The 21104-nt window shown below is 65.9% G+C and carries 17 protein-coding genes; 10 read left to right on the top strand and 7 right to left on the bottom strand.

Annotated features, from left to right (window positions below):
* Positions 1-222 precede the first annotated feature (222 nt).
* The 5 genes from M8523_RS08890 (at position 223) to M8523_RS08870 (ending at position 7996) form a co-directional block, all read left to right on the top strand.
* Positions 223-1227, top strand: a complete 1005-nt coding sequence (locus tag M8523_RS08890) for an AAA family ATPase (RefSeq protein WP_282584478.1) — start codon at positions 223-225, stop codon at positions 1225-1227.
* Positions 1228-2169: a DUF58 domain-containing protein gene (locus M8523_RS08885; RefSeq protein WP_282584477.1), complete on the top strand. Its 942-nt coding sequence runs from the start codon at positions 1228-1230 to the stop codon at positions 2167-2169.
* Positions 2169-4967 carry a DUF4159 domain-containing protein gene (locus tag M8523_RS08880; RefSeq protein WP_282584476.1) on the top strand — a complete coding sequence of 933 codons (2799 nt, stop codon included), beginning with the start codon at positions 2169-2171 and terminating at the stop codon, positions 4965-4967. Before M8523_RS08885 ends, M8523_RS08880 begins: the two co-directional genes overlap by 1 nt.
* A 34-nt stretch (positions 4968-5001) precedes the next feature.
* Entirely contained in the window at positions 5002-7098 is a 2097-nt protein-coding gene (locus M8523_RS08875; RefSeq protein WP_282584475.1) for a hypothetical protein, read from the top strand.
* A gap of 487 nt (positions 7099-7585) precedes the next feature.
* Complete coding sequence (locus M8523_RS08870) at positions 7586-7996, top strand: hypothetical protein (protein ID WP_282584474.1); 411 nt, start codon at positions 7586-7588, stop codon at positions 7994-7996.
* Between the two features lie 49 nt (positions 7997-8045).
* On the opposite strand, the gene M8523_RS08865 is transcribed toward M8523_RS08870, so the two are convergent.
* Together M8523_RS08865 and M8523_RS08860 are read right to left on the bottom strand one after the other, a co-directional pair.
* On the bottom strand, positions 8046-8546 hold the full coding sequence (locus M8523_RS08865) for a GNAT family N-acetyltransferase (protein WP_282584562.1): 501 nt from the start codon (positions 8544-8546) through the stop codon (positions 8046-8048).
* A 132-nt stretch (positions 8547-8678) separates the two neighbouring features.
* Positions 8679-9161, bottom strand: coding sequence for a DUF2721 domain-containing protein (locus M8523_RS08860; protein ID WP_282584473.1), 483 nt, complete (start codon positions 9159-9161; stop codon positions 8679-8681).
* 64 nt (positions 9162-9225) lie between these two features.
* On the opposite strand from M8523_RS08860, the gene fdhD reads away from it, so the two are divergent.
* From fdhD to M8523_RS08845, 3 genes are all read left to right on the top strand, one after another.
* The gene (gene fdhD / locus M8523_RS08855; RefSeq protein ID WP_282584472.1) at positions 9226-10071 is read left to right on the top strand and encodes a formate dehydrogenase accessory sulfurtransferase FdhD; all 846 of its coding nucleotides are present in this window, start codon (positions 9226-9228) and stop codon (positions 10069-10071) included.
* 102 nt (positions 10072-10173) lie between these two features.
* Positions 10174-11160, top strand: a complete 987-nt coding sequence (locus tag M8523_RS08850) for an aldo/keto reductase (RefSeq protein ID WP_282584471.1) — start codon at positions 10174-10176, stop codon at positions 11158-11160.
* A 28-nt stretch (positions 11161-11188) separates the two neighbouring features.
* Positions 11189-12049, top strand: a complete 861-nt coding sequence (locus M8523_RS08845; protein WP_282584470.1) for an oxidoreductase — start codon at positions 11189-11191, stop codon at positions 12047-12049.
* Positions 12050-12058: 9 nt separating this feature from the next.
* Here the strand turns inward: M8523_RS08845 and M8523_RS08840 are convergent, their stop codons facing one another.
* The 5 genes from M8523_RS08840 to M8523_RS08820 are packed head-to-tail and all read right to left on the bottom strand — an operon-like array spanning position 12059 to position 16746.
* Entirely contained in the window at positions 12059-12724 is a 666-nt protein-coding gene (locus tag M8523_RS08840) for a DUF998 domain-containing protein (protein ID WP_282584469.1), read from the bottom strand.
* Positions 12721-13494 (bottom strand): peptidoglycan editing factor PgeF, encoded by a 774-nt coding sequence (pgeF, locus tag M8523_RS08835; RefSeq protein ID WP_282584468.1) that lies wholly within the window; start codon positions 13492-13494, stop codon positions 12721-12723. The genes M8523_RS08840 and pgeF overlap by 4 nt, the downstream gene beginning before the upstream one ends.
* Position 13495: 1 nt before the next feature.
* Positions 13496-14695, bottom strand: a complete 1200-nt coding sequence (locus M8523_RS08830) for a class I SAM-dependent methyltransferase (RefSeq protein ID WP_282584467.1) — start codon at positions 14693-14695, stop codon at positions 13496-13498.
* Complete coding sequence (gene lgt, locus M8523_RS08825) at positions 14692-15552, bottom strand: prolipoprotein diacylglyceryl transferase (RefSeq protein WP_282584466.1); 861 nt, start codon at positions 15550-15552, stop codon at positions 14692-14694. Before lgt ends, M8523_RS08830 begins: the two co-directional genes overlap by 4 nt.
* A gap of 33 nt (positions 15553-15585) precedes the next feature.
* Positions 15586-16746 carry an acyltransferase family protein gene (locus M8523_RS08820; protein ID WP_282584465.1) on the bottom strand — a complete coding sequence of 387 codons (1161 nt, stop codon included), beginning with the start codon at positions 16744-16746 and terminating at the stop codon, positions 15586-15588.
* 188 nt (positions 16747-16934) lie between these two features.
* On the opposite strand from M8523_RS08820, the gene dnaG reads away from it, so the two are divergent.
* Together dnaG and rpoD are read left to right on the top strand one after the other, a co-directional pair.
* Positions 16935-18875 (top strand): DNA primase, encoded by a 1941-nt coding sequence (gene dnaG, locus M8523_RS08815; RefSeq protein WP_282584464.1) that lies wholly within the window; start codon positions 16935-16937, stop codon positions 18873-18875.
* A gap of 168 nt (positions 18876-19043) precedes the next feature.
* Positions 19044-21089, top strand: coding sequence for an RNA polymerase sigma factor RpoD (gene rpoD, locus M8523_RS08810; protein ID WP_282584561.1), 2046 nt, complete (start codon positions 19044-19046; stop codon positions 21087-21089).
* Positions 21090-21104 lie beyond the last annotated feature (15 nt).

Here is a 21104-nt window from a genome sequence, read left to right as displayed (position 1 = left end):
CAACTTCCAGTGCATGGTCTTGATCCATGCGACGTGGGCGCGCATCGACATTCTACCCGATCCGCTTAGCGTTTGCGCTCATCCGCGGCCGCACTCCGGGAAGAATGCTGCCTCAGGCCGTATCCTGCACGAAGACGGGGAGCGGTCGGCGATGTGGCATGAATCTTGTCATAGTGGAAGATGCGTCGGTTTCGCACTTCGAATGTCGACAGAGGGGCTTTGATGAACGCATTCGAGAACACGGCCACGTCCCTCGAAGCTGCCGCGGCCCGCGCCGCCGATGCCGCCTTGGAGCGAGTTGCCGCGGCCCGGTCCGCCATCGGCACCGTGGTGTTCGGCCAGGCCTCCGTCGTCGAGGAAGCGCTCATTACCGTCCTGTCGGGCGGCCACGGTCTTCTGGTCGGCGTGCCGGGCCTCGCCAAGACTAAGCTTGTCGAAACGCTCGGCACGGTGCTTGGCCTCGACGAACGGCGCGTGCAGTTCACGCCTGACCTGATGCCGGCCGATATTCTGGGCTCCGAGGTTCTGGAGGAATCCGCCGACCACCGCCGCGCCTTCCGGTTCGTCAAGGGTCCGGTCTTCGCGCAGCTGCTGATGGCGGACGAGATCAACCGGGCGAGCCCGCGGACGCAGTCAGCCTTGCTGCAGGCCATGCAGGAGTTGCACGTGACGGTCGCGGGCCAGCGCTATGACCTGCCCCGCCCGTTCCACGTGCTGGCCACCCAGAATCCGATCGAGCAGGAAGGCACCTACCCCCTGCCGGAAGCCCAGCTCGATCGCTTTCTGATGCAGATCGACGTGCTCTACCCCGACCGGGACGCCGAACGCCGCATCCTTGTCGAGACGACCGGGGAGCACGAGGCGGTGGCGCGGCCTGCCATGACGGCCGATGATCTGATGAGCGCCCAGCGCCTGGTGCGCCGGCTACCGGTCGGCGACAGCGTCGTCGACGCGATCCTCAACCTCGTCCGCTCGGCTCGCCCCGGCGAAGGCGACGCCGCAACCAAACACATCGCCTGGGGGCCGGGACCCCGCGCCGCGCAGGCCCTGATGCTCGCGACCCGCGCCCGTGCGCTGATCGACGGCCGTCTCTCGCCGTCGATCGACGACGTCAAGGCCCTCGCCCTGCCGGTCCTGAAACACCGCATGGCACTCACGTTCGCGGCGCGTGCCGATGGCGAGACCATCCCCAAGATCGTGGCCACGCTGGTCGAGCGGCTCGGCTAGATGGCAACTCAGGCCCGGCTGCATGGCACGGACGAACGGGTCATCGGAGCAAATCAGCGTCACGCCGCGCTCGATCTGGCGCGCCGCCTGCCTGCACTTGTTGTTTCGGCCCAGCATATCGCGGCGAGCGTGGCCCATGGGGTGCACGGGCGCCGCCGTGCCGGCATGGGAGAGTCCTTCTGGCAGTTCCGACCCTTCATGGCCGGGGAAAGCGCCGGCGGGATCGACTGGCGCCGTTCCGCCCGAGACGACCGCACCTATGTGCGCGAGCGCGAATGGGAAGCCGTGCAAACGATCTGGCTCTGGATCGATCGATCGCCTTCCATGGCCTATCAGTCGAACCTCGCGCCGCAATCGAAGCTCGACCGTGGTCTTGTTCTCGGGCTCGCGGCCGCCGACCTCCTGGTGCGCGGCGGCGAACGTGTCGGGCTGCACGGGCTTACCCGGGCTTTCGCGACCCGCGGCATCATCGACCGCTTGGCCGAGGCGCTCGCGGTCGCGGATCGTGTCGGCGTCGCCGAAGACCTGCCCTCGTCCCAGCCCCTGCCGGCTCGCTCGCGCGGGGTGCTGATCGGCGATTTCCTGGCCGACCCGCAGGCGATCGCCGCCACACTGAAGGGGCTCGCCTCCGCCGGTGCGCAAGGCCAGATCGTGCTGATCGCCGACCCGCTCGAAGAGACCTTCCCGTTCGAGGGCCATGTCGAATTGCGGGATTCAGACACATCGGCCCGTTTGCGGCTCGGTGAAGCGAGTGCCCTCCGCACCACCTATCTCGAACGTCTTGCCGCCCATCGCGATGCCCTGAGGGCCGTGGCGCGATCGATCGGCTGGACCGTCATGATCCACCGCACGGACCAGTCGGCCGCGCATGCGCTGCTGGCCCTGGCCTCGGGGCTGGCGCCGGCAATGCTCGACGGCTCGGCCTTCGGGGGACGCGGCTGATGCTCGGGCTGCCCCTCGCTTTCGCGGTTCCGGCGGTCCTCGGCGCCCTGGCGCTGCTGCCGGTGCTCTACCTGCTGCTTCGCGTGACGCCGCCGCGGCCGCAGTCGATCCCCTTTCCGCCGCTGCGGCTCATCCTCGACCAACGTCCCCGGCAGGAGACGCCATCGCGCACGCCGCTCTGGCTGCTGCTGCTCCGCCTCGCCGTTGCGGCCGCCATCATCCTGGCCATGGCCGGGCCCATCTGGAACCCGCCGGCCGCCTTGCGAAACGGGGTGGGGCCGCTCGTCATCCTTCTCGACGACGGCTTCGCGGCGGCGCCGACCTGGGCTCGCCGCATCGCCGCCGCGGGCGAACGGGCGGCCGCGGCGGAGCGCGACGGGCGCCCAACGGCCGTCGTCCCCATGTCAGAAGGCGCGCGTGCGGTCCAACCAGGATCGGCATCGCAGACGATCGAACGGCTGCGTGCCCTCAGGCCGCAGCCGTTCGAACCGGACCGGATGCAGGCTATCCCGGTCATCGAGCACCTGCTCGCCACCTCGCCGGACGCCGATCTGGTCTGGATCGCCGACGGCCTAGAAAACGGCCATGCGCGGAACTTCGCGGAGCGCCTCGCAGCTCTCACGACGAAGCATCCGGCCTCGGTGCTCAGCAGTGGCAGCACGCCGGACGCCCTCGCGGGTTCGGACAATCGCCCGGACGCGCTCGACATCCGGCTCGTGCGGGCCAACGAGACCGGTCCCGGCAGCGGACGTCTGCATGCGTTCGACATGAAGGGTCTTGCCATCGGCGACGCCGACTTCGCCTTCGGGACGGCGCGCGAGACCCATGCCTCCCTCAACCTGCCGGTCGAATTGCGGAACGAGATCGCCCGCGTGGCAATCGAAGGCGAAGATTCGGCGGGCGCCGTGACGCTCCTCGATTCACGCTGGAAGCGGCGGCGCGTCGGCCTCGTGTCGGGTACGACGGCCGATGTGGCACAACCCCTCCTCTCTCCCACCTTCTATCTGGCGAAGGCACTGGCGCCCTTCGCGGATATCCGCGAGATCCGCAGCGGTTCGGCTGACCCGATCGCGGCATTACTCGACGAAAAGCCCTCCGTCATGATGCTCGCCGACCTCAATGTCGGCCCGGGCATCGACCACGACCGCCTCGCGAGCTTCGTCGAGGATGGCGGGGTGCTGGTTCGCTTCGCAGGGGTGCGTCTGGCCGGGGCGGCCGACGACCTCGTGCCCGTGGCGCTACGCCGGGGTGGCCGGACTTTCGGCGGCGCGCTTTCGTGGGATCAGCCCAAGGCCCTGGCGGCCTTCGATGCCAAGAGTCCCTTCGCGGGCCTTACGCCCCATGAGGAGGTGACGGTGACCCGGCAGGTTCTGGCAGAGCCCGATCCTGGTCTTTCCGACAAGACCTGGGCGCAGCTGACCGATGGTACGCCGCTTGTCACCGCCGAAAAACGCGGCAAGGGGCTCGTGATCCTGTTCCACGTCACGGCCGACACGACGTGGTCGAACCTGCCCTTGTCGGGGTTGTTCGTCGCGATGCTGCGCCGGATCGTTGATCTGTCCAGCACCACGGCCGATCCGAAGACAAGCAGGGCAGCCGGCGCGGACCAGAACGCCGCAACGCTCGCGCCGACCAGGATCCTCGATGGCTTCGGCACGCTCGGATCGCCGCCCGCCAGCGCCAAGCCGATCGCGGCCGGTGTCCCGACGCCACCCTCGCTCGACCATCCGCCCGGCTTCTACGGCCCGGCGGACGGGCTCGTGGCCGTGAACGCGTTGAATGCGGGAGATACGCTCACCCCGCTCGATTTGTCGGGTCTGCCCCTCGACCGACAGGCTCTTGCGGCCTCCGAACCCATCGATCTCCGGGCTGCGCTCGTCACCCTCGCCCTGATAGCTTTCCTGCTCGACGCACTCGCCACACTTTGGCTGAGCGGTGGACTGCGCTTGCGACGGACGGCTGCAACTGCGGCGGCCCTCCTAATCGTCGTCGGTGGCCTTTCTGCCGTGCCGGCCCGCCCGGCGCGGGCCGAGGATGGCCTGAACGTGTCGAAACAGGACATGCAATCGGCTCTTTCGGTGCGGCTCGCTTATGTGGTCAGCGGCAACGCGTCGCTCGACAACACGAGCCATCAGGGCCTCGTGGCGCTCTCGCATGCGCTCGCAGACCGCACCTCGCTGACGCCGGGAGACCCGATCGGTGTCGATCCGGCACGTGACGAGCTCGCCTTCTATCCGCTGCTGTATTGGCCCATCCTCGACACCGCGCCACAGCCGTCATCGGCCGCCAAGGCGCGCATCGCGGCCTATATGAAGCAGGGCGGCACCATCGTGTTCGACACCCGCGACGCACTGGCGCAGCGTCCAGGCGGACCCCCGACGCCCGAAGGAGCCTGGCTGCGCGACCTGCTGTCCGGCGTGGACGTTCCCGAAATCGAGCCCCTGCCGGCCGACCATGTCGTGACCCGCACATTCTATATCCTGGCGGGCTTTGTCGGGCGCTATGCCACCGCACAGACCTGGATCGAGGCGCTGCCGCCGGTCAGCGCCACCGAGGCCAATCGTCCGGCGCGGGCCGGCGACAGCGTATCGCCCATCGTCATCACGGGTAACGATCTCGCCGGGGCTTGGGCGGCGGATGCCGAAGGCCAGCCCCTGTTCCCCCTTGTGCCGGGCGGCGCCCGCCAACGGGAATTGGCGCTGCGCGGCGGCGTCAATCTGGTGATGTACACGCTGACCGGCAACTACAAGGCCGATCAGGTCCATGTCCACGATCTGTTGGAACGGCTGGCACGATGAGACATCCGACGTGCGCCGGGACGCATGAGATCCGATGACGCGGTTTTCCCTCGATGTTTCGCCTCTCCTGCCCTGGCCGCTGCTGATCGTGCTCGCGGTCGCGGCGCTGGTCGTCGTCGCATTGGGCCTCCTGGCGGGTCAGCGGCGCGGCCCTCTGTTGCGCGCGCTTGCATTGGGGCTCATTCTGGTCGCCCTGACCAATCCCTCGCTCGTCCGCGAGGACCGTGAGCCGCAGAAGGATGTCGTTGCGATCGTGCTCGACCGCAGCGCCTCGCAGACGATCGGCGAGCGCGAATTGCAGACCACGCGCGCCGGCGAGGCCCTGAAACGCAGCCTCGATGCGCTCGGCAATGTCGAGACACGGGTAATCGAATCCGACCGCACGGATGCGACCAACGACGGCACCCAGCTTTTCTCCTCCCTAAATGCAAGCCTCGCCGACGTGCCGCCCGACCGGATCGGTGGGGTATTGATGGTCACGGACGGGCTGGTCGATGACATTCCGCCAGCTCCATCGGGGCTTGGTTTCCAGGCGCCCCTGCAAGTGCTCGTGACAGGTCACGAGGGCGAGCGGGATCGGCGCGTCGAGCTGACGGAGGCGCCACGCTTCGGCCTCGTCGGCAAGGATCAGACGATCGGCATCCGGGTTCTCGACACCGGCGACAAGGGCGAGCCGGTCACCGTGGTGGTGCGCCGCGATGGCGAGGAGATCGCGACCCTTCAGGCGAGCGTCGGCAACACGATCGAGATCCCGGTCAAGGTGGACCATGCCGGCCCCAATGTGGTGGAGATCGAGGTCCCGACCCTGCCGGGCGAACTCACGGGTCTCAACAACAAGGCCGTGGTGACGATCGACGGTGTGCGCGACAAGCTCAAGGTGCTGCTCGTTTCGGGCGAGCCGCACCAAGGCGAGCGCATGTGGCGCAACATCCTGAAGTCCGACGCCAATGTCGATCTCGTGCACTTCACGATCCTGCGGCCGCCTGAGAAGCAAGACGGCACCCCGATCAACGAATTAGCCTTGATCGCCTTCCCGACCAATGAATTGTTCGGTGCCAAGATCAAGGACTTCGATCTCATCATCTTCGATCGCTTTTCCAACCAGGCGATCTTGCCTTACGTCTATTTCGAGAATATCGCCCGCTATGTTCGCAACGGGGGTGCCCTGCTGATCGCGACGGGGCCGGATTTCTCGACCCCGGACGGTTTGTTCTTTTCACCCCTCGGGGCCGTCACGCCCGCCCGCCCCACCGGTGGCCTGACCGAAGCGCCGTTCCGGGCCAGCATCACGGCCGACGGCGAGAAGCACCCGGTGACACGCGGTCTCCCGGGCGGCGACACGAGCCCGCCGCATTGGGCGCCCTGGTTCCGCCAGGTCGATGCATCGGTCCTCAAGGGGACGCCGGTCATGGCCGGCAACGGGGGCAAACCTCTGCTGGTGCTGTCCCACGAGGACAGGGGCCGGGTAGGGCTTCTGCTCAGCGACCAGATGTGGTTGTGGGCCCGAGGCTACCAGGACGGCGGCCCCTATCTCGACCTGTTCCGTCGCCTCGCGCACTGGTTGATGAAGGAACCCGACCTCGAGGACGAAGCGCTGCGCGCCAGCGTGCGCGGGCGCGATCTCGTCATCGAACGCCAAAGCGTTCAGGGCAACAACGGTTCGATCGTGGTCACGGCGCCGTCGGGGCAGCAGACGACTGTCCCGCTCGAAGACGAGGCGCCAGGCCTATCGCGCGCCATCGTCGAAACGCATGAGCTCGGGCTCTTCAAGGTGACCAACGGCTCGCTTTCGGTGCTGGCCAATGTCGGCCCCGAGAACCCCCGCGAATTCCAGGATGTGGTTTCGACGCCCGACCGGCTCCGCGGGCTCGCCGAGGCGACGGGCGGCACGGTGCGGCGCATTGCGGCGGATCCGAATGGCGCGATCACGCTGCCGCGACTCGTCGGCATGCATGAGGCCCCCCGCTACGGCGGTGCGGATTACATCGGCATCAAACGAACCGAATCCAGCGTCGTGAGGGGCGTCGGATTGTTTCCCGTGGCGATCGGATTCTTGGGTCTGGCGATCCTCCTGGGCAGCCTCCTCCTGGCCTGGTTCGGGGAAGGACGGCGGTTCCGGCGCGGTATCTGAGCCGTCGGCAGCACGGGATGAGGGCAAACACCCGCTTCCACCAAGTCCTCGGCGGCATTCGGATCTTATACCCACCTGCATGAGGATCGACGGGTGCCGTGTCCCTTCGCCCCGCTTACGCGAAGAAGGTGGCTGTCAGGCCGGATGAGGGGTTGCCTGCCCCATCCCATCCGCCCCTCATCCGCGCTTCGCGCACCTTCTCCCCGCAAGCTGGGCGAAGGGTCAAAGCCCGATATCTCGCCATTGAGCGACCGGTCGGATCTGATGCAGCTTTGTATTATTTACGCCTGATGTCGATCTTGAGCACCGAAGTTGCTCAAAGCCCGGTCTCGCTCGCCTCATCGATGAAGGGGAATATGACACGAGGGACGCTGTCCCAACGTCCAGCTACGGCATTATGAGATGGCTGGCTTCCGCATGCATGGTCGAGCCACGGTCAAGAAGAAAGATGGCGTTCCAAGAATTAAGGTTAACCCGACGTTAGCAATTGAAGGAGCAGAATGAGCCAATTTCGAACTACCGACGATTGGAATCGATCATGCCCCTTTCTGTGTCCACCTCCGGTAACGGAAACGGCCTGTCGAATCTCCTCCGACAGACGCGGATGACGAAGTCGACCGACGACGCGGCAACCGCGGGAAATGACGGATCTGGCGGATCGAATGTCCGTCCGATTGGCCGCTCCTCGATCGACAGCACCGGCAGCGGAACGGCGCAGATCACGGCGGCACTTACTGTCTACCTTTCCAAACTCGGCGGAGCTGATGGCAGTGAACCGGAAGCGACGGTAAACACGAACAAGCCGGAGGCCGGCGGCTTGCAGAACCGCTCAAGCGCCGCCGACCTTCTGCGCGCACTTGATACCTATAACCCGAACGCCATGCGCCTGACGGCCTGACCGACGCACATCTTCAAAGATCGCGAATTCGGGTCACCAGCGACTGCCTTCAGCCTGTCCAAGCCACGATCGTTCCCTTGGCCTCGGCAAACGCACCCGACTGCAACTCCCGGAACAAGACCCTCGCGGGATCGACCGGGCCCGGCATAGCAAGCCGGCCAGCCGGAACACGTACGAAGCCGAATCGGCCGTAATAGGCCTCATCGCCCACGAGAATGACCAACCGGTGCCCCGCCCCGATCGCCGCATCCAGGGAGCGCTTCACCAACGCCGCTCCGATGCCGCGCGACCGGAACGCCGGGTCGACTGTCAACGGCCCCAGGAGCAACCCGCGCGCCGCGCCGCATCGGATCCCGGTCATGCGATTCGCGCCGACCAGCAACGTGCTGATCCTGGCGACGAACGACAAGGCGGGATCGGCCGCCGCTGATTCGCGGACCCTGTAAGCCGTCCGGGCAAACCGGCCCGGCCCGAAAGCGCGCTCGCTCAGCCGCTCGACCGCCGCGGCATCGGCTGGCGCCTCGGCCGACACGATGACGGATAGGCTCATCGGATCATTGGTCACGATCTGCTCCCGCGTGCCCAGGATCCCCGAGCGCCTCACACCGGCTGTCTTATCAGTCGCGCGGGAGGAGCCCAAGCGGTGCAAATCGCCATCCCAGGATGACCGCGTGAGGCATGATCAGCGCCGGCCTTCTGCCGTCGTCTCCTCCACATCGAGCCGAAGTCGAACGGCCGCGCTCGAAATCAGCATCTCGGCCAGAAACGCGCAAAGGGCGATCAGCGTGCAGATGAGGGCGCCGCCGAAGAGGGCGAACAGGACCCAACCCATCACGTCATCCCGGAGCGCGCCGATGAAGAGAGCGATCGTGGCGCCGCATGTCGCCCCGCCACCGATCGCAGCCGCGACCACGGCCAGGTCGAGCGCGAAGAGCCGCTGCCTCAGCCTGAAGATCTGCGGCGTCATGGTCGGATCCCCCGCCCCGCCCCGCAGCTCCGCCGTGACCTTGTCGAGCTGATCGGCGACGCGGCCGAGGCGCGTCGCGAAGACGTTGAGCAGCGCCCCGATGCCGGACAAGAGGAAGACGGGGGTCAACGCCACTTGAATGATATGCGTGACGGAATCGAGGGACGCCGGGGCGCCTGCACCGAGGCCGAAGATCACGTCTTGGTTCTCATCGTTGCTCTGCCATGGTCATCGAACGTCGGAGGCGTTACCTCAAGGCGCGATGAACGACAAATGCGATCCACTGTCCCAGGAAGAATTACCGGCGCGTCGCGCCGCCGCCACCCGCACCTTCACGTTCGCCGGAGCGGTGGCGGACGGCCTGCGCTCGGTCGCGATCGAGCGTCCCGTACAGGTGTCCTACGGCGATGTGCCGTTCGGCGTCATGATGCTCACCCCCGAAGATCTTGAAGATTTCGCCTTCGGGTTCAGCCTCACCGAAGGGGTCATCGATGGCGTAAGCGACGTGCGCGCCGTCACCATTGCGGCGGAGACCGAGGGATTGCGGCTCCGCATCGATCTGACAGGGGCCAAGCTGCATGCTCATCTCGCCCGCAAGCGCGCCCTCTCCGGCCGCACCAGCTGTGGGCTCTGCGGCATCGAGGATCTGTCATCTCTGGTTCGCGCCACCTCGGCTCGGGAACCGGCCCCGCGCGTGAACCTCGGTGCGATCCGACGCGCCTTGCAGGACCTCGAGACCCGACAGCCCCTCAACAACGAAACCCATGCCGTTCACGGCGCCGCCTGGTGCGGTCGCGACGGCGCCATTCTTCAGGTCCGCGAGGATGTCGGGCGCCACAACGCCCTCGACAAGCTGATCGGCGCCTTAGTGCGATCCGGGATCTCGCCCGAAGCGGGGTTCCTCCTCATCACGAGCCGGGCCTCGTTCGAGATGGTGGAAAAGGCCGCAACCTTCGGCTGCCGCACGCTCGTCGCCATTTCGGCCCCGACCGCGCTCGCATTGGACCGCGCCGCCGCGCTTGATCTCACCCTCGTCGGGATCGCCCGCCGCGACGCGGTGACGGTGTTTCATGGCGCGGACAGGATCGTGCCCGAGGGGCTGGACTGAGCGGAACCTTTCGCTCGTCATACGTCCTGCCGGTCTGTCACAGCCTCGCTGGCGCCCCATATCAAGTTTGAACCGCACCTTACCTTCAACGGATCGACGATCGTGCAACACCGCGCGCTAGGCCGCCAAGGCCTCACTGTTTCGGCTCTCGGCCTCGGCTGCATGGGCATGAGTCAATCCTATGGGGCTTTTGACGAGACCGAGTCGATCGCCACGATTCACCGCGCCTTGGACTTGGGCGTGACGTTCCTGGATACGGCCGAAGTCTACGGGCCCTTCACCAATGAGGCGCTGCTCGGCCGTGCGCTGCAAGGCCGACGCGATAAGGTGACGATCGCCACGAAATTCGGCTTCGCCATCGAGGCCGACAAGCAATTCGCCGGCCTCAACAGCAAGCCGGAACATATACGGGATGTGGTGGAATCGTCGCTGCGGCGGCTCCAGACCGATCATATCGATCTCCTCTACCAGCATCGGGTCGATCCGGACGTGCCGATGGAGGACGTGGCCGGCGCTGTGGGCGAGCTCGTGAAAGCCGGCAAGGTGCGCTTCTTCGGTCTGTCGGAGGCGGGCGCGGCGAACATCCGGCGCGCCCATGCGGTGCACCCCGTCTCGGCCGTGCAAAGCGAATATTCGCTGTGGGAACGTAATCTCGATGTCGAGATCATCCCGCTCCTGCGCGAACTCGGCATCGGCCTGGTGCCCTTCAGCCCGCTCGGCCGCGGCTTCCTGACCGGGACGGCGAAACGGGCCGAAGACTACCCCGAAGGCGATTACCGGCGTGGCGACCCGCGCTTCCAGGGCGAGAACTTCGCTGCCAACATGCAGGCCGCGGATGCGGTGCGGGCGGTCGCGGCCGAGAAAGGCGCGACACCCGGCCAGATCGCCCTCGCATGGCTGCTCCACAAGGGCGAGGACATCGTGCCGATCCCCGGCACCAAGCGGCGCAGCTATCTCGAGGAGAATGTCGCGGCTGCGGACATCCGGCTGAGCCCCGACGACATGGTCCGCCTGGAAGCAGCCTTGCGGCCCGATGCCGTGTCGGGTCCGCGCTACAACGAACGCCAGATGGCGATGGTCGACCGCTGAGCGGCCTGATCGTGAAAGGATTGCAGTCATGACGATGACCAAGGATGCTGTGTGGTTCATCACCGGTTGCTCGACCGGTTTCGGCCGTGAACTCACCAAGGCCGTACTGGCGAACGGGGGACGTGTGGCCGTGACGGCACGCAAGCCGGAGCAGATCGGCGACCTCATTTCGGGGCATGAGGGGCGGGCTATCGCGCTCAGGCTGGATGTGACCAACCCTGGGGAGATCGCGACCGCCGTGAAGGCGGCCGAAGATGCGTTCGGTCGCATCGACGTTCTCGTGAACAATGCCGGGTATGGGTATATTTCCGCGATCGAGGAAGGCGAGGACGACCAGATCCGGGCGCAGTTCGAGACCAATGTCTTCGGCCTGATCGATCTTACCACGGCGGTGTTGCCCGGCATGCGGGCGCGCAAGAGCGGTCACATCGTCAACTTCTCGTCGATCGGCGGTCTCGTGAGCTTCGCGGCGACCGGCTATTACCATGCGACCAAATATGCCGTGGAAGGCCTGTCCGAATCGCTCGCGATCGAGGTGGCGCCGCTCGGGCTGCATGTGACGATCGTCGAGCCCGGCCCCTTCCGCACCGACTGGGCGGGCCGTTCGATCGTCGAATCGAAGACCGAGATCGCCGCCTATGCCGAGACGGCCGGAAAGCGGCGCACGCAGACCCGCGAGCGGAGCGGCAATCAGGTGGGTGACCCGGTTCGGGCCGCCGAAGCCGTGATCAAGGCCGTGACGGACGCAAAGCCGCCATTGCGGCTCGTGCTTGGCGCGCCGGCCCTGGAACTCGCCTACGCCAAGCTCGACTCGGTGCGGGCCAATCTCGACCTGTGGAAAGACACGACGCTCGGAGCCGACTATCCGGAGTTCCAAAAGAAGATGTGAGGGCGCGTTTCATCGCGTTAACGGCGGCGTTGCGGGACTGGAACGAAGCAGCGCCGCCACCAGGGTTGTGCCGGCGACGATCTCCCAGACCGTGATGGTGTCGACAGCCCCGCGTTCGAGCAATCCGGCCGGAAATCCTTTCAGGAACACGAGCCCGGCACCGCTGAAAAACCCGAAGGCGCCGAGCGCCAGGCCGGCAGCTCTGAACCAGCATACGGTCGCATCCCGGCGCAGCCCGAAGCCAGCGACGATCAGGGCAAGGTTGCCACCCAGGATTGCCGCATAGGCGCCTAGGACATGCAGATGCGGCGTTCCGTGCGCCGCGCCCGGCTCGCTATGCACGAGACCGACAATGATGGACCCAATGCCGTGCAAAGCCGCGAGAGCCGCGAGCGCCAGGCCCCAGCCTGGCCGCATCCAGAGCGGCGCGAGCAACAGAGCCGCGGCGATCGCGAGGACTCCAGACAGCAGGAATCCGATGTTCATCACCGCGTGCAGTGGCGAACACGGCCCGTTGCCGCCACACGCCGTCACCCCGAGATCGCTGATGTAGTTGTTGAGGTAGCTGTAGGGTGGCTCTCGCCACGCGGCCGCCGCGATGCCTTCGGCGACGAGGTATTGGCCGCAGGCGACCAGCACGATGGCGCCGGCGGCGTTGCGCCGGCCGGCCATCATCGCAGCACGATCACGCCGACGAGCCGCCCGTAGTCGGCCTCACCGCGATGGGTGGCCCGGCGATAGGAATAGAAACTTTCCTCGTCGGAATAGGTGTCGCGGTCGGTATTCTCGAACAGGCCCACACCAGCCGCACGGCAGCGCATGCCGATGAAACCCGGCAGATCGAACAGGCTGTGGCCCTCGTTGACGGAGGGTTTGAAGAATCGGCTGAATTTCGGATCGATGTCAGTGAAACGAGCAACGAATTCCGGCCCCACCTCGTAGGATTTCTGGGCGATCGTCGGACCCAGGACCGCGACGATCCGGTCGCGCCGGGCACCAAGCCCGAGCATGGTGGAGATCGTCGCCCCGGCGACATCGTTGAGCGCCCCTTTCCAACCCGCGTGACAGGCGCCCACAACTCCGCCCTGAGGATCGGCGAACAGCACCATGCCGCAATCCGCCCCCGTGACCCCGATCGCGAGGCCGGGCGTGCGGGTCACGATGCCGTCGACTTGCGGACGCTCGTCCTCGGCCCAGGGGCGATCGACCGCGATGGCGAGGTTGGAATGGACCTGGAACGGCACCAGAAACCTGTCGGGCGCGACGCCGATCGCCTCCGCCATGCGGCGCCGGTTTTCCATCACGGCGTCGCGGCTGTCCTTTGACCCGACCCCACCGTTAAGGGAAGCGTAGATGCCTTCGGAGACGCCGCCGTGCCGCATGAAGAATGCGTGGCCGACGCGGGGATAGTTGAGATGGGCGTCTCGGATCAAAGGCAACGGCATATCAGATCTCCGAAGAAAAGCCGGGTGGCGGCGGCAGAGCGGCATGGGTGACGGCCAGCACCTTGAAAAGGTCGCCCATGCCGGGATCTGGCCCGGCGAGCCGCGTCACGGCAGCCTCGATCGCCGCTGCTTGTTCAGGGGCGGCAGTGCGACTCAGAGCCTCTGCGCGCGCCGCAAGCCCCAAAGTACCAAGAAAGTGGCCTTGCGAAACAGGACCGTGGACCCGCGCGCCCTCGACCTTGGCCACACGGGCGAGTGCCGCGAAATCGACATGCGCGGTCAGGTCCGCCTCGCCTGGTTCGGCGAGCGGATCGACGAAGCGGTGCCGCTTCACGGCCTGCAAGGTCTCGGCGAAGCCCGATCGCGTATGGCCGTAGTCGATGACCAGGAGGGCGCCTCCCTGCCTAACCATGCGCTGCGCCAGACCGCGCAGGATCGACTGGGCTGCGAACCCGACCTCAAGGACAGGGGCGTTTGGTAATGCCTGCTCTTGGCCCGGCAGGCCTACGGCATTCGCACGTCTCCCAGAAGCTCCCCTCTCCCTTGTGGAGAGGGGTTGGGGCTCCGCATCCGCCGATCTGTGAGTTCGAGAGTCTGGCACGCCGGGATCCCCCAGCGAAACCGGCTCCGCCGCGAGCCCGAAGACGAGGGCGCCGTCCACATCCAGACCCACGAGGCGCTCGCAGAAGCCGCGCGAGGTGCGGACGAATTGCCGGACCGGCAGGGCATCGAAGAATTCGTTGGCCAGGATGATGGCGGGACCATCCGGGAGGGTGTCGACCGTCCCATGCCATGTCACGCCGACAGGGTGCACGGCCAGGCTCCGCTCCTGAGCTTGGCGCAGCACCGGGCTCGTCTCGACGAGATGGACATCGAGCGCCGCCCGGAACGGCGGCAAGGCGCGGGCGGCGCGTAGCGCATCGGCCATCAGCGTGCCGCGTCCGGGGCCGAGCTCCACGAAGCGCACAGGCTCGGGGCGCCCCATCGCGTGCCAGACCTCGGCCGCCCAGAGGCCGATCAACTCGCCGAACATCTGGCTGATCTCGGGCGCGGTGGTGAAATCGCCGGCCGTCCCGAGCGGATCACGCGTCATGTAATAGCCGTAACGCGGATGGCCGAGCGCCAAGGCCATGAAGCGCTCGACCGAGATGGGTCCCTCGGTGGCGATCAGCGTCCTGAGCTCGCCGAGCAGCGTGGTCACGGCATACCCTTGCCGATAGCGGGCGGCACCTCGCCGGTCCCAAATGCCGGCCGTCGCAGCGCATCGGCCACGATCACGAGACCGAGAAGGATCAACGGCACAGAGAGCAGCATGCCCATCGTGGCGCCACCGAACAGGAAACCGAGCTGCGGGTCCGGCTCGCGGAAGAACTCGGCCGTAATGCGAGCGACACCATAGCCGGCCGCGAACAGGCCTGCCACGAGGCCATGGCGCCGCAGACCGCCGCGACGGATCACAACGGCCAGGATCAGAAGCAAAACCACACCTTCGAGCGCCGCCTCGTAGAGCTGGCTCGGATGGCGTGGCAGCGGGCCGGCACCGGGAAACACCATGGCCCAGGGGACATCGGTCTCCCGCCCCCACAATTCCGGCTTGATGAAGTTGGCGAGCCGTCCGAACAAAAGACCGAACGGCACGCCGGCCGCCACGACATCGGCCACGGTCAGCATCGGGATCTTGTTCCGCCGGGCGAAGATCCACAGTCCGAGCACGGCCCCGACGAGACCGCCGTGGAACGCCATACCGCCCGTCCAGAGTTTCGGGATTTCAACCGGATGGGCGAGGAAGAACGGCAGGTTGTAGAACAGGACGTAACCGGTGCGGCCGCCCAGAATGATCCCCACCGCGATATAGACCACGAGGTCGTCGATGCTGAGCACGCTCGGGCGCGGCTGGCCTGCCGCCCAGAACTTGTCGCGACCGACCAGGTACCGCGCCGTGGCCCAGCCGGCCACGAGGCCCGCCACATAGGCAAGCGCATACCAGCGGATCGGAAATGGGCCGATATCGACCAGCACGGGGTCGATCATGGGATAGGGTATGGCGAAGATGGGCATTGCTCCCGCACATGCCCGCCGCCCGCGAGGGCGTCAAGCCGGCGGTGAGTCCTCCCGCCACCGGAAGCCACGTCCCCATGCCGTAAGGGGACGTTCCACCAGAGAGGTCAGCAGCCAGGCGATCGCGATCGTTGCGGGAATGGCAAGCAGGGTCGCGGCAACCGTGGAGACGGACCCCAGTTGCGGCTCTCGACCAAAAAAGCAGCCGTGCAGAAGGCCCAGCACCGCCAGATGCGTGAGATAGACGCTGTAGGAAATCTCCCCGAAGAAGCGCAATAGTGGGGATTTGAATCGCTGTGCCTCTGGCGCACCCTTGACCAGCATCAGGATGAACGCGGCGCTGGCCCCGGCCATGAGCAGGGGACCGAAGACCTGGAACCAGGGTCCGCCCGGCTCCGCGTCGAGCCGCTGCACCCCGAAGGTTGCGAAGAGGAGGACGATGGGGAGCACACGCAAGGGAAGGCTCCAACGCGCCCAGGCAATGCGCTCCTCCTTCACGAGCACCGCGAGCAACAATCCCATGCAGAGAACATCGCCGCTGGTCGGAAGCAGAGCCAGGGGCGCATAGGCCACGAGACCGTGTGTGATGCCATAGGCGCGGCCCGCGAAGCCGAGCCCCGCAAGGAGCCCCAGGGCCGGCAGCCAAAAGCGGCGCGGCAGCACCAGAAAGACGAGCGGCGCGACGAGGTAGAACTGCTCTTCGAGTGCCAGGGTCCAGGTGGGTGACAGCCAGCGGACGCCAGTCGAACTCTCGACGATGAAATAGACGTTCTGCACGAAGGCGAAATAGGTCCAGGCCGGCAGGGGATCTCCGCCGCGCGCCCAGGATGTCTGCCCGAGCGCCGCAATGCCGAGGAGGACGAGCGCGCAGCACAGGAGATAGGTCGGCACCGTCCGGCAGAGCCGCCGGATGTAGAAGACCGGCAGGAAGTTGGCGGCCGCTTTTTTCTCGATGATGAGGCGTCCGACGAGATAGCCGCTCAGCACGAAGAAGACATTGACGGCGACCCAGCCGACGCAAAGCGGGCCGATCCCATGCGGAACCTCGCCGAAATAGTGTGAGACGACGACGAAGATCGTCATCAGACCGCGCAGGCCATCGAGTTCAGGGATCCGCACGGTCGAGACGGCGGGCTCAGCGCGCTCCCGGAGCGTCGTGGCTGCAAGGTCTGTCGTGGTTGCGGCGAGCGACACGGTTCAGGTCGGGTGGCAGTCGAGCGCGTGCATGCCAGCAGCGTGGCTGGCAATCGCTTCGGAAGATTGAAGAAGACCCGAGCGACAGGGGCTTATGCTTTCCAAAAGCTCAACGCGTCGGCGCTCGGGCTGTTCGTCGGCTGCGCATCGGACTCGCTTGCGCGGCGCCAAGGCCCTAAAATAGCCCGATGCGCTTTTCGCCCGAATTCATCGAGGAAATCAGGACACGCCTGCCGGTGTCGGAAGTCGTCGGCCGACGGGTGCGATTGAAGAAGGCGGGACGGGAATGGCGCGGGCTGTCGCCGTTCAACGCCGAGAAGACCCCGTCCTTCTACGTGAACGACGGCAAGATGGCGTGGTTCGACTTTTCGTCGGGCAAGAACGGCAACATCTTCGACTTCGTGATGGCGACCGAGGGCCTGACCTTCCCCGAGGCCGTCGAGCGTCTGGCCGGCGAGGCGGGCCTCGCGCTGCCGCAACGCACTGTCGAGAGCGTCGAGCACGAGCGCAAGCGCGCCGGCCTGCACGAAGTGCTGGAGAAAGCCGCGCAGTTCTTCGAAAAGCGCCTGTCGGGGCGCGAGGGCGCGAAGGCGCGGGCTTATTTGACCGAGCGCGGCATCTCGGCCGCGAGCCAGGCCACCTTCCGGATTGGCTATGCGCCGGCAGAGCGGCACGCCCTGCGTGACCACCTCGCAAGCCTCGATGCCGATGTCGAGACGATGATCGAGGCTGGGCTTCTCGTGCATGGCGACGACGTGAAAGTGCCCTACGACCGGTTCCGCGACCGGGTGATGTTTCCGATTTGCGATCGCTCGGGTCGTGTGATCGCCTTCGGGGGCCGGGCGCTCGAGAAAGGCGTGCCGGCGAAATATTTGAATTCACCCGAGGGAACGCTCTTTCACAAGGGCGCGCTTCTCTACAACCACCATCAAGCCCGGAAGCCAGCGATGGACCGTGGTGCCGTGATCGCGGTCGAAGGCTATGTGGACGTCGTCGCCGTGACGGCCGTGGGGTTCCCCAACGTGGTCGCGACCTGCGGTACGGCCTTGACGCCCGACCAGTGCGAACTCCTGTGGAAAATGTCCGAGCAGCCGACATTGTGCTTCGACGGCGACGCGGCGGGGCGACGCGCGGCCTTCAAGGCGGTCGAGACCGCCCTGCCCCTCATCGGCCCGAACCGCTCTCTGCGTTTCGCTTTCCTGCCCGACGGACAGGACCCGGACGACCTCGCGCGGGCTGGCGGCGCGACCGCCGTGGCCGAGGTGCTCGACAAGGCGAAGCCGCTCGTCGACGTCCTGTGGCTGCGAGAAACAGAAGGACACAGCATCGACACGCCAGAGCAACGGGCGGGACTGGAACATCGCCTCCAGGAGATCGTGCGCGGCATCGGAGACGACAGCCTGCGCCGCCACTATGCGGTTGCCATGAAGGAGCGTCTCGCCGCGCTTCTCGGCACCAATCGACGCCAGCCGGCGGGACGCCAAGCGGCGGCCGGCACGGGAGCGCGCCCTGCCTTCATGGCTGGCGGACGGCGGCAGCCGTTTCCACCACCCTTGCGCGGCTATCGCGGTGCAAGCTTGCCGCCGTTGAGCGATAGCATCACCCGGAGCCCCGCCTTCGCGCGAGCTGCCCTACCCCAGCGCGAGGCCCTGATCCTCGCGCTGATCCTCAGCCACCCGCATCTGCTGGAACGGCATTTCGACGAGATCGAATCCCTCGACCTCACCAATGCCGAAGCGGCGAAGTTGCGCGATGCCATCGTGCATCTCGCCGGCGAGGAGCTGCACGATGCCGGCACCCTGCGCCACGCCCTCGAACGGCACGGTCTCGACACCGTCCGCCAGCATGTCGAGGCCGCAGCCGACCGGCTGCCACATTGGCACCTGCGCGAAGATGCCGCCGAGATCGACGCCGAACACGTTCTACAACAGGCCTTGACCTTGCATCAGAAAATGCAGGCGCTACATAAGCACCTCAGGGCTGCCGAGCGCGCACTTGCGGACGATGCGAGTGAAATGAACTTCGCGCGATTGCGTGACGTCCAATCGCGGTTGTCGGCACTGGGCGGAATGGAGGCCACAGTCGAAGGGTTCGGCACCAGTTCTGGCAGACCGGAACCCGAGATCTGAGATCGCGGCGTCTGGCCCGTACCGAAAAAGCTCGATGGTTAACACGAGCTTATAGTCTTGGTGCGATGCTTGAACGCAGCAGGTCGCGAACCTCCAGGGATGTGGATGAGCACACAAATAATTTCCGAGAAGCGGGCCGGCCGTCCGCTGACCGGAATGGAGCGCAGCATGGCGAAAAAGGACGAGGAAAAGGCGGAGGGCGAGCGCGTGGCTGGTGAGACGACCACCGACAGCCCCTTGCTCGACCTTTCGGATGCCGCCGTCAAGCGGATGATCAAGGCCGCGAAACGTCGGGGTTTCGTCACCCATGACGAGCTGAATGCCGTTCTGCCGTCGGAGGAAGTGACCTCGGACCAGATCGAGGACATCTACGCGATGTTGAGCGAGATGGGCATCAGCGTGGTGGAAAGCGAGGAAGCCGAGGAGGGTGCCGCGCCGGCCGAGGAAGCCGCCACGAACGAGGAGGAAGAGAGCGAAGGCGGCGAGCTGACGGAAGCTCCACGTCCGACCGCTGTCGCTACGCGTACGAGCGAGCCGACCGACCGCACCGACGACCCCGTGCGCATGTATCTGCGCGAGATGGGTTCGGTCGAGCTTTTGTCGCGCGAAGGCGAGATTGCCATCGCCAAGCGGATCGAGGCGGGGCGCGAGGCCATGATCGCGGGCCTTTGCGAGAGCCCGCTCACGTTCCAGGCCATTATCATCTGGCGGGACGAGCTGAACGAGGCCAAAGTTCTGCTGCGCGAGATCATCGATCTCGAAGCCACCTATGCGGGACCGGACGGCAAGAACACGCCCAAGATCGACATGACGGCTCCCGACGCCCAGGAGGCGCTCGCGGCCCGCAATGCGGCGCCCGCGACGGCGCCGCGCAATCCGCCGCCGGGCCTCGACGACATGCCCATGGCGGAGGAAAATTTCGAGGAAGATGACGACATGGAAAATTCCGTGTCGCTGTCCGCCATGGAAGCGGAACTGAAGCCCAAGGTTCTGGAGACCTTCGACCGGATCGCCGATGCCTACAAGAAGCTGCGCCGGCTGCAGGACCAGGATATCGAGAATCGCCTCAACAGCGAGACCTTGAGCCCGGCTCAGGAGCGCAAATACAAGGACCTGAAGAAGGCGATCGTCGGCGACGTGAAGTCGCTGTCGCTCAACCAGAACCGCATCGATGCCCTTGTCGAGCAGCTCTACGGTATCAACAAGAATCTCATTGGTTACGAGACCAAGCTGATGCGGCTTGCCGAAAGCTGCGGCGTCGGCCGGGAAGACTTCCTGCGCAACTATCAGAGTTCCGAGCTCGACCCGAAATGGGTTCTGCGAGTGTCGAAGCTCGGCAGTCGGGGTTGGAAGGAGTTCGTGGCGCGCGAGAAGGAGGGGATCCACGACCTGCGCAACGACATCCACATGCTGTCGACCGAGACCGGGCTCGAAATCGTCGAGTTCCGTAAGATCGTGCATATGGTGCAGAAGGGCGAACGTGAAGCGCGCCAGGCCAAGAAGGAGATGGTGGAAGCTAACCTCCGTCTCGTCATCTCGATCGCCAAGAAATACACGAACCGTGGCTTGCAGTTCCTGGATCTCATCCAGGAAGGCAATATCGGCCTGATGAAGGCGGTCGATAAGTTCGAATATCGACGCGGCTACAAGTTCTCGACCTATGCCACCTGGTGGATCCGCCAGGCGATCACCCGCTCGATCGCCGACCAGGCCCGCACGATCCGTATCCCGGTGCATATGATCGAGACGATCAACAAGATCGTCCGCACCTCGCGCCAGATGCTGCACGAGATCGGCCGCGAGCCGACCCCGGAGGAACTGGCTGAAAAGCTCGCCATGCCACTTGAGAAGGTGCGCAAGGTGCTGAAGATCGCAAAGGAGCCGATCAGCCTCGAGACGCCGATCGGCGACGAGGAGGATTCGCATCTCGGCGATTTCATCGAGGACAAGAACGCCATCCTGCCGATCGACGCGGCCATTCAGTCGAACCTGCGTGAAACCACCACGCGGGTGCTGGCGTCGCTGACGCCGCGTGAGGAGCGCGTGCTGCGCATGCGCTTCGGCATCGGGATGAACACCGACCACACGCTTGAGGAGGTCGGCCAGCAATTCTCGGTGACGCGCGAGCGCATCCGGCAGATCGAGGCCAAGGCGCTCAGGAAGCTGAAGCATCCGAGCCGGTCTCGGAAGCTGCGAAGCTTCCTCGACAATTGAGGAAAAGGAGCCGAA

The sequence above is a fragment of the Lichenifustis flavocetrariae genome (genome assembly GCF_026130545.1).
Classification (GTDB): domain Bacteria; phylum Pseudomonadota; class Alphaproteobacteria; order Rhizobiales; family Beijerinckiaceae; genus Lichenihabitans; species Lichenihabitans flavocetrariae.
This window is presented reverse-complemented; position numbering and strand designations above follow the sequence as displayed.

What these genes read in the sequence shown, in the direction of transcription:
- M8523_RS08890 (WP_282584478.1), top strand. Translation starts at nt 223, where the DNA reads ATGAACGCATTCGAGAACACGGCCACGTCCCTCGAAGCTGCCGCGGCC.
- fdhD (WP_282584472.1), top strand. Translation starts at nt 9,226, where the DNA reads ATGAACGACAAATGCGATCCACTGTCCCAGGAAGAATTACCGGCGCGT.
- pgeF (WP_282584468.1), bottom strand. Translation starts at nt 13,494, where the DNA reads ATGCCGTTGCCTTTGATCCGAGACGCCCATCTCAACTATCCCCGCGTC.
- M8523_RS08840 (WP_282584469.1), bottom strand. Translation starts at nt 12,724, where the DNA reads ATGATGGCCGGCCGGCGCAACGCCGCCGGCGCCATCGTGCTGGTCGCC.
- M8523_RS08875 (WP_282584475.1), top strand. Translation starts at nt 5,002, where the DNA reads ATGACGCGGTTTTCCCTCGATGTTTCGCCTCTCCTGCCCTGGCCGCTG.
- rpoD (WP_282584561.1), top strand. Translation starts at nt 19,044, where the DNA reads ATGGCGAAAAAGGACGAGGAAAAGGCGGAGGGCGAGCGCGTGGCTGGT.
- lgt (WP_282584466.1), bottom strand. Translation starts at nt 15,552, where the DNA reads ATGCCCATCTTCGCCATACCCTATCCCATGATCGACCCCGTGCTGGTC.
- M8523_RS08880 (WP_282584476.1), top strand. Translation starts at nt 2,169, where the DNA reads ATGCTCGGGCTGCCCCTCGCTTTCGCGGTTCCGGCGGTCCTCGGCGCC.
- M8523_RS08865 (WP_282584562.1), bottom strand. Translation starts at nt 8,546, where the DNA reads ATGAGCCTATCCGTCATCGTGTCGGCCGAGGCGCCAGCCGATGCCGCG.
- M8523_RS08845 (WP_282584470.1), top strand. Translation starts at nt 11,189, where the DNA reads ATGACGATGACCAAGGATGCTGTGTGGTTCATCACCGGTTGCTCGACC.
- M8523_RS08885 (WP_282584477.1), top strand. Translation starts at nt 1,228, where the DNA reads ATGGCAACTCAGGCCCGGCTGCATGGCACGGACGAACGGGTCATCGGA.
- dnaG (WP_282584464.1), top strand. Translation starts at nt 16,935, where the DNA reads ATGCGCTTTTCGCCCGAATTCATCGAGGAAATCAGGACACGCCTGCCG.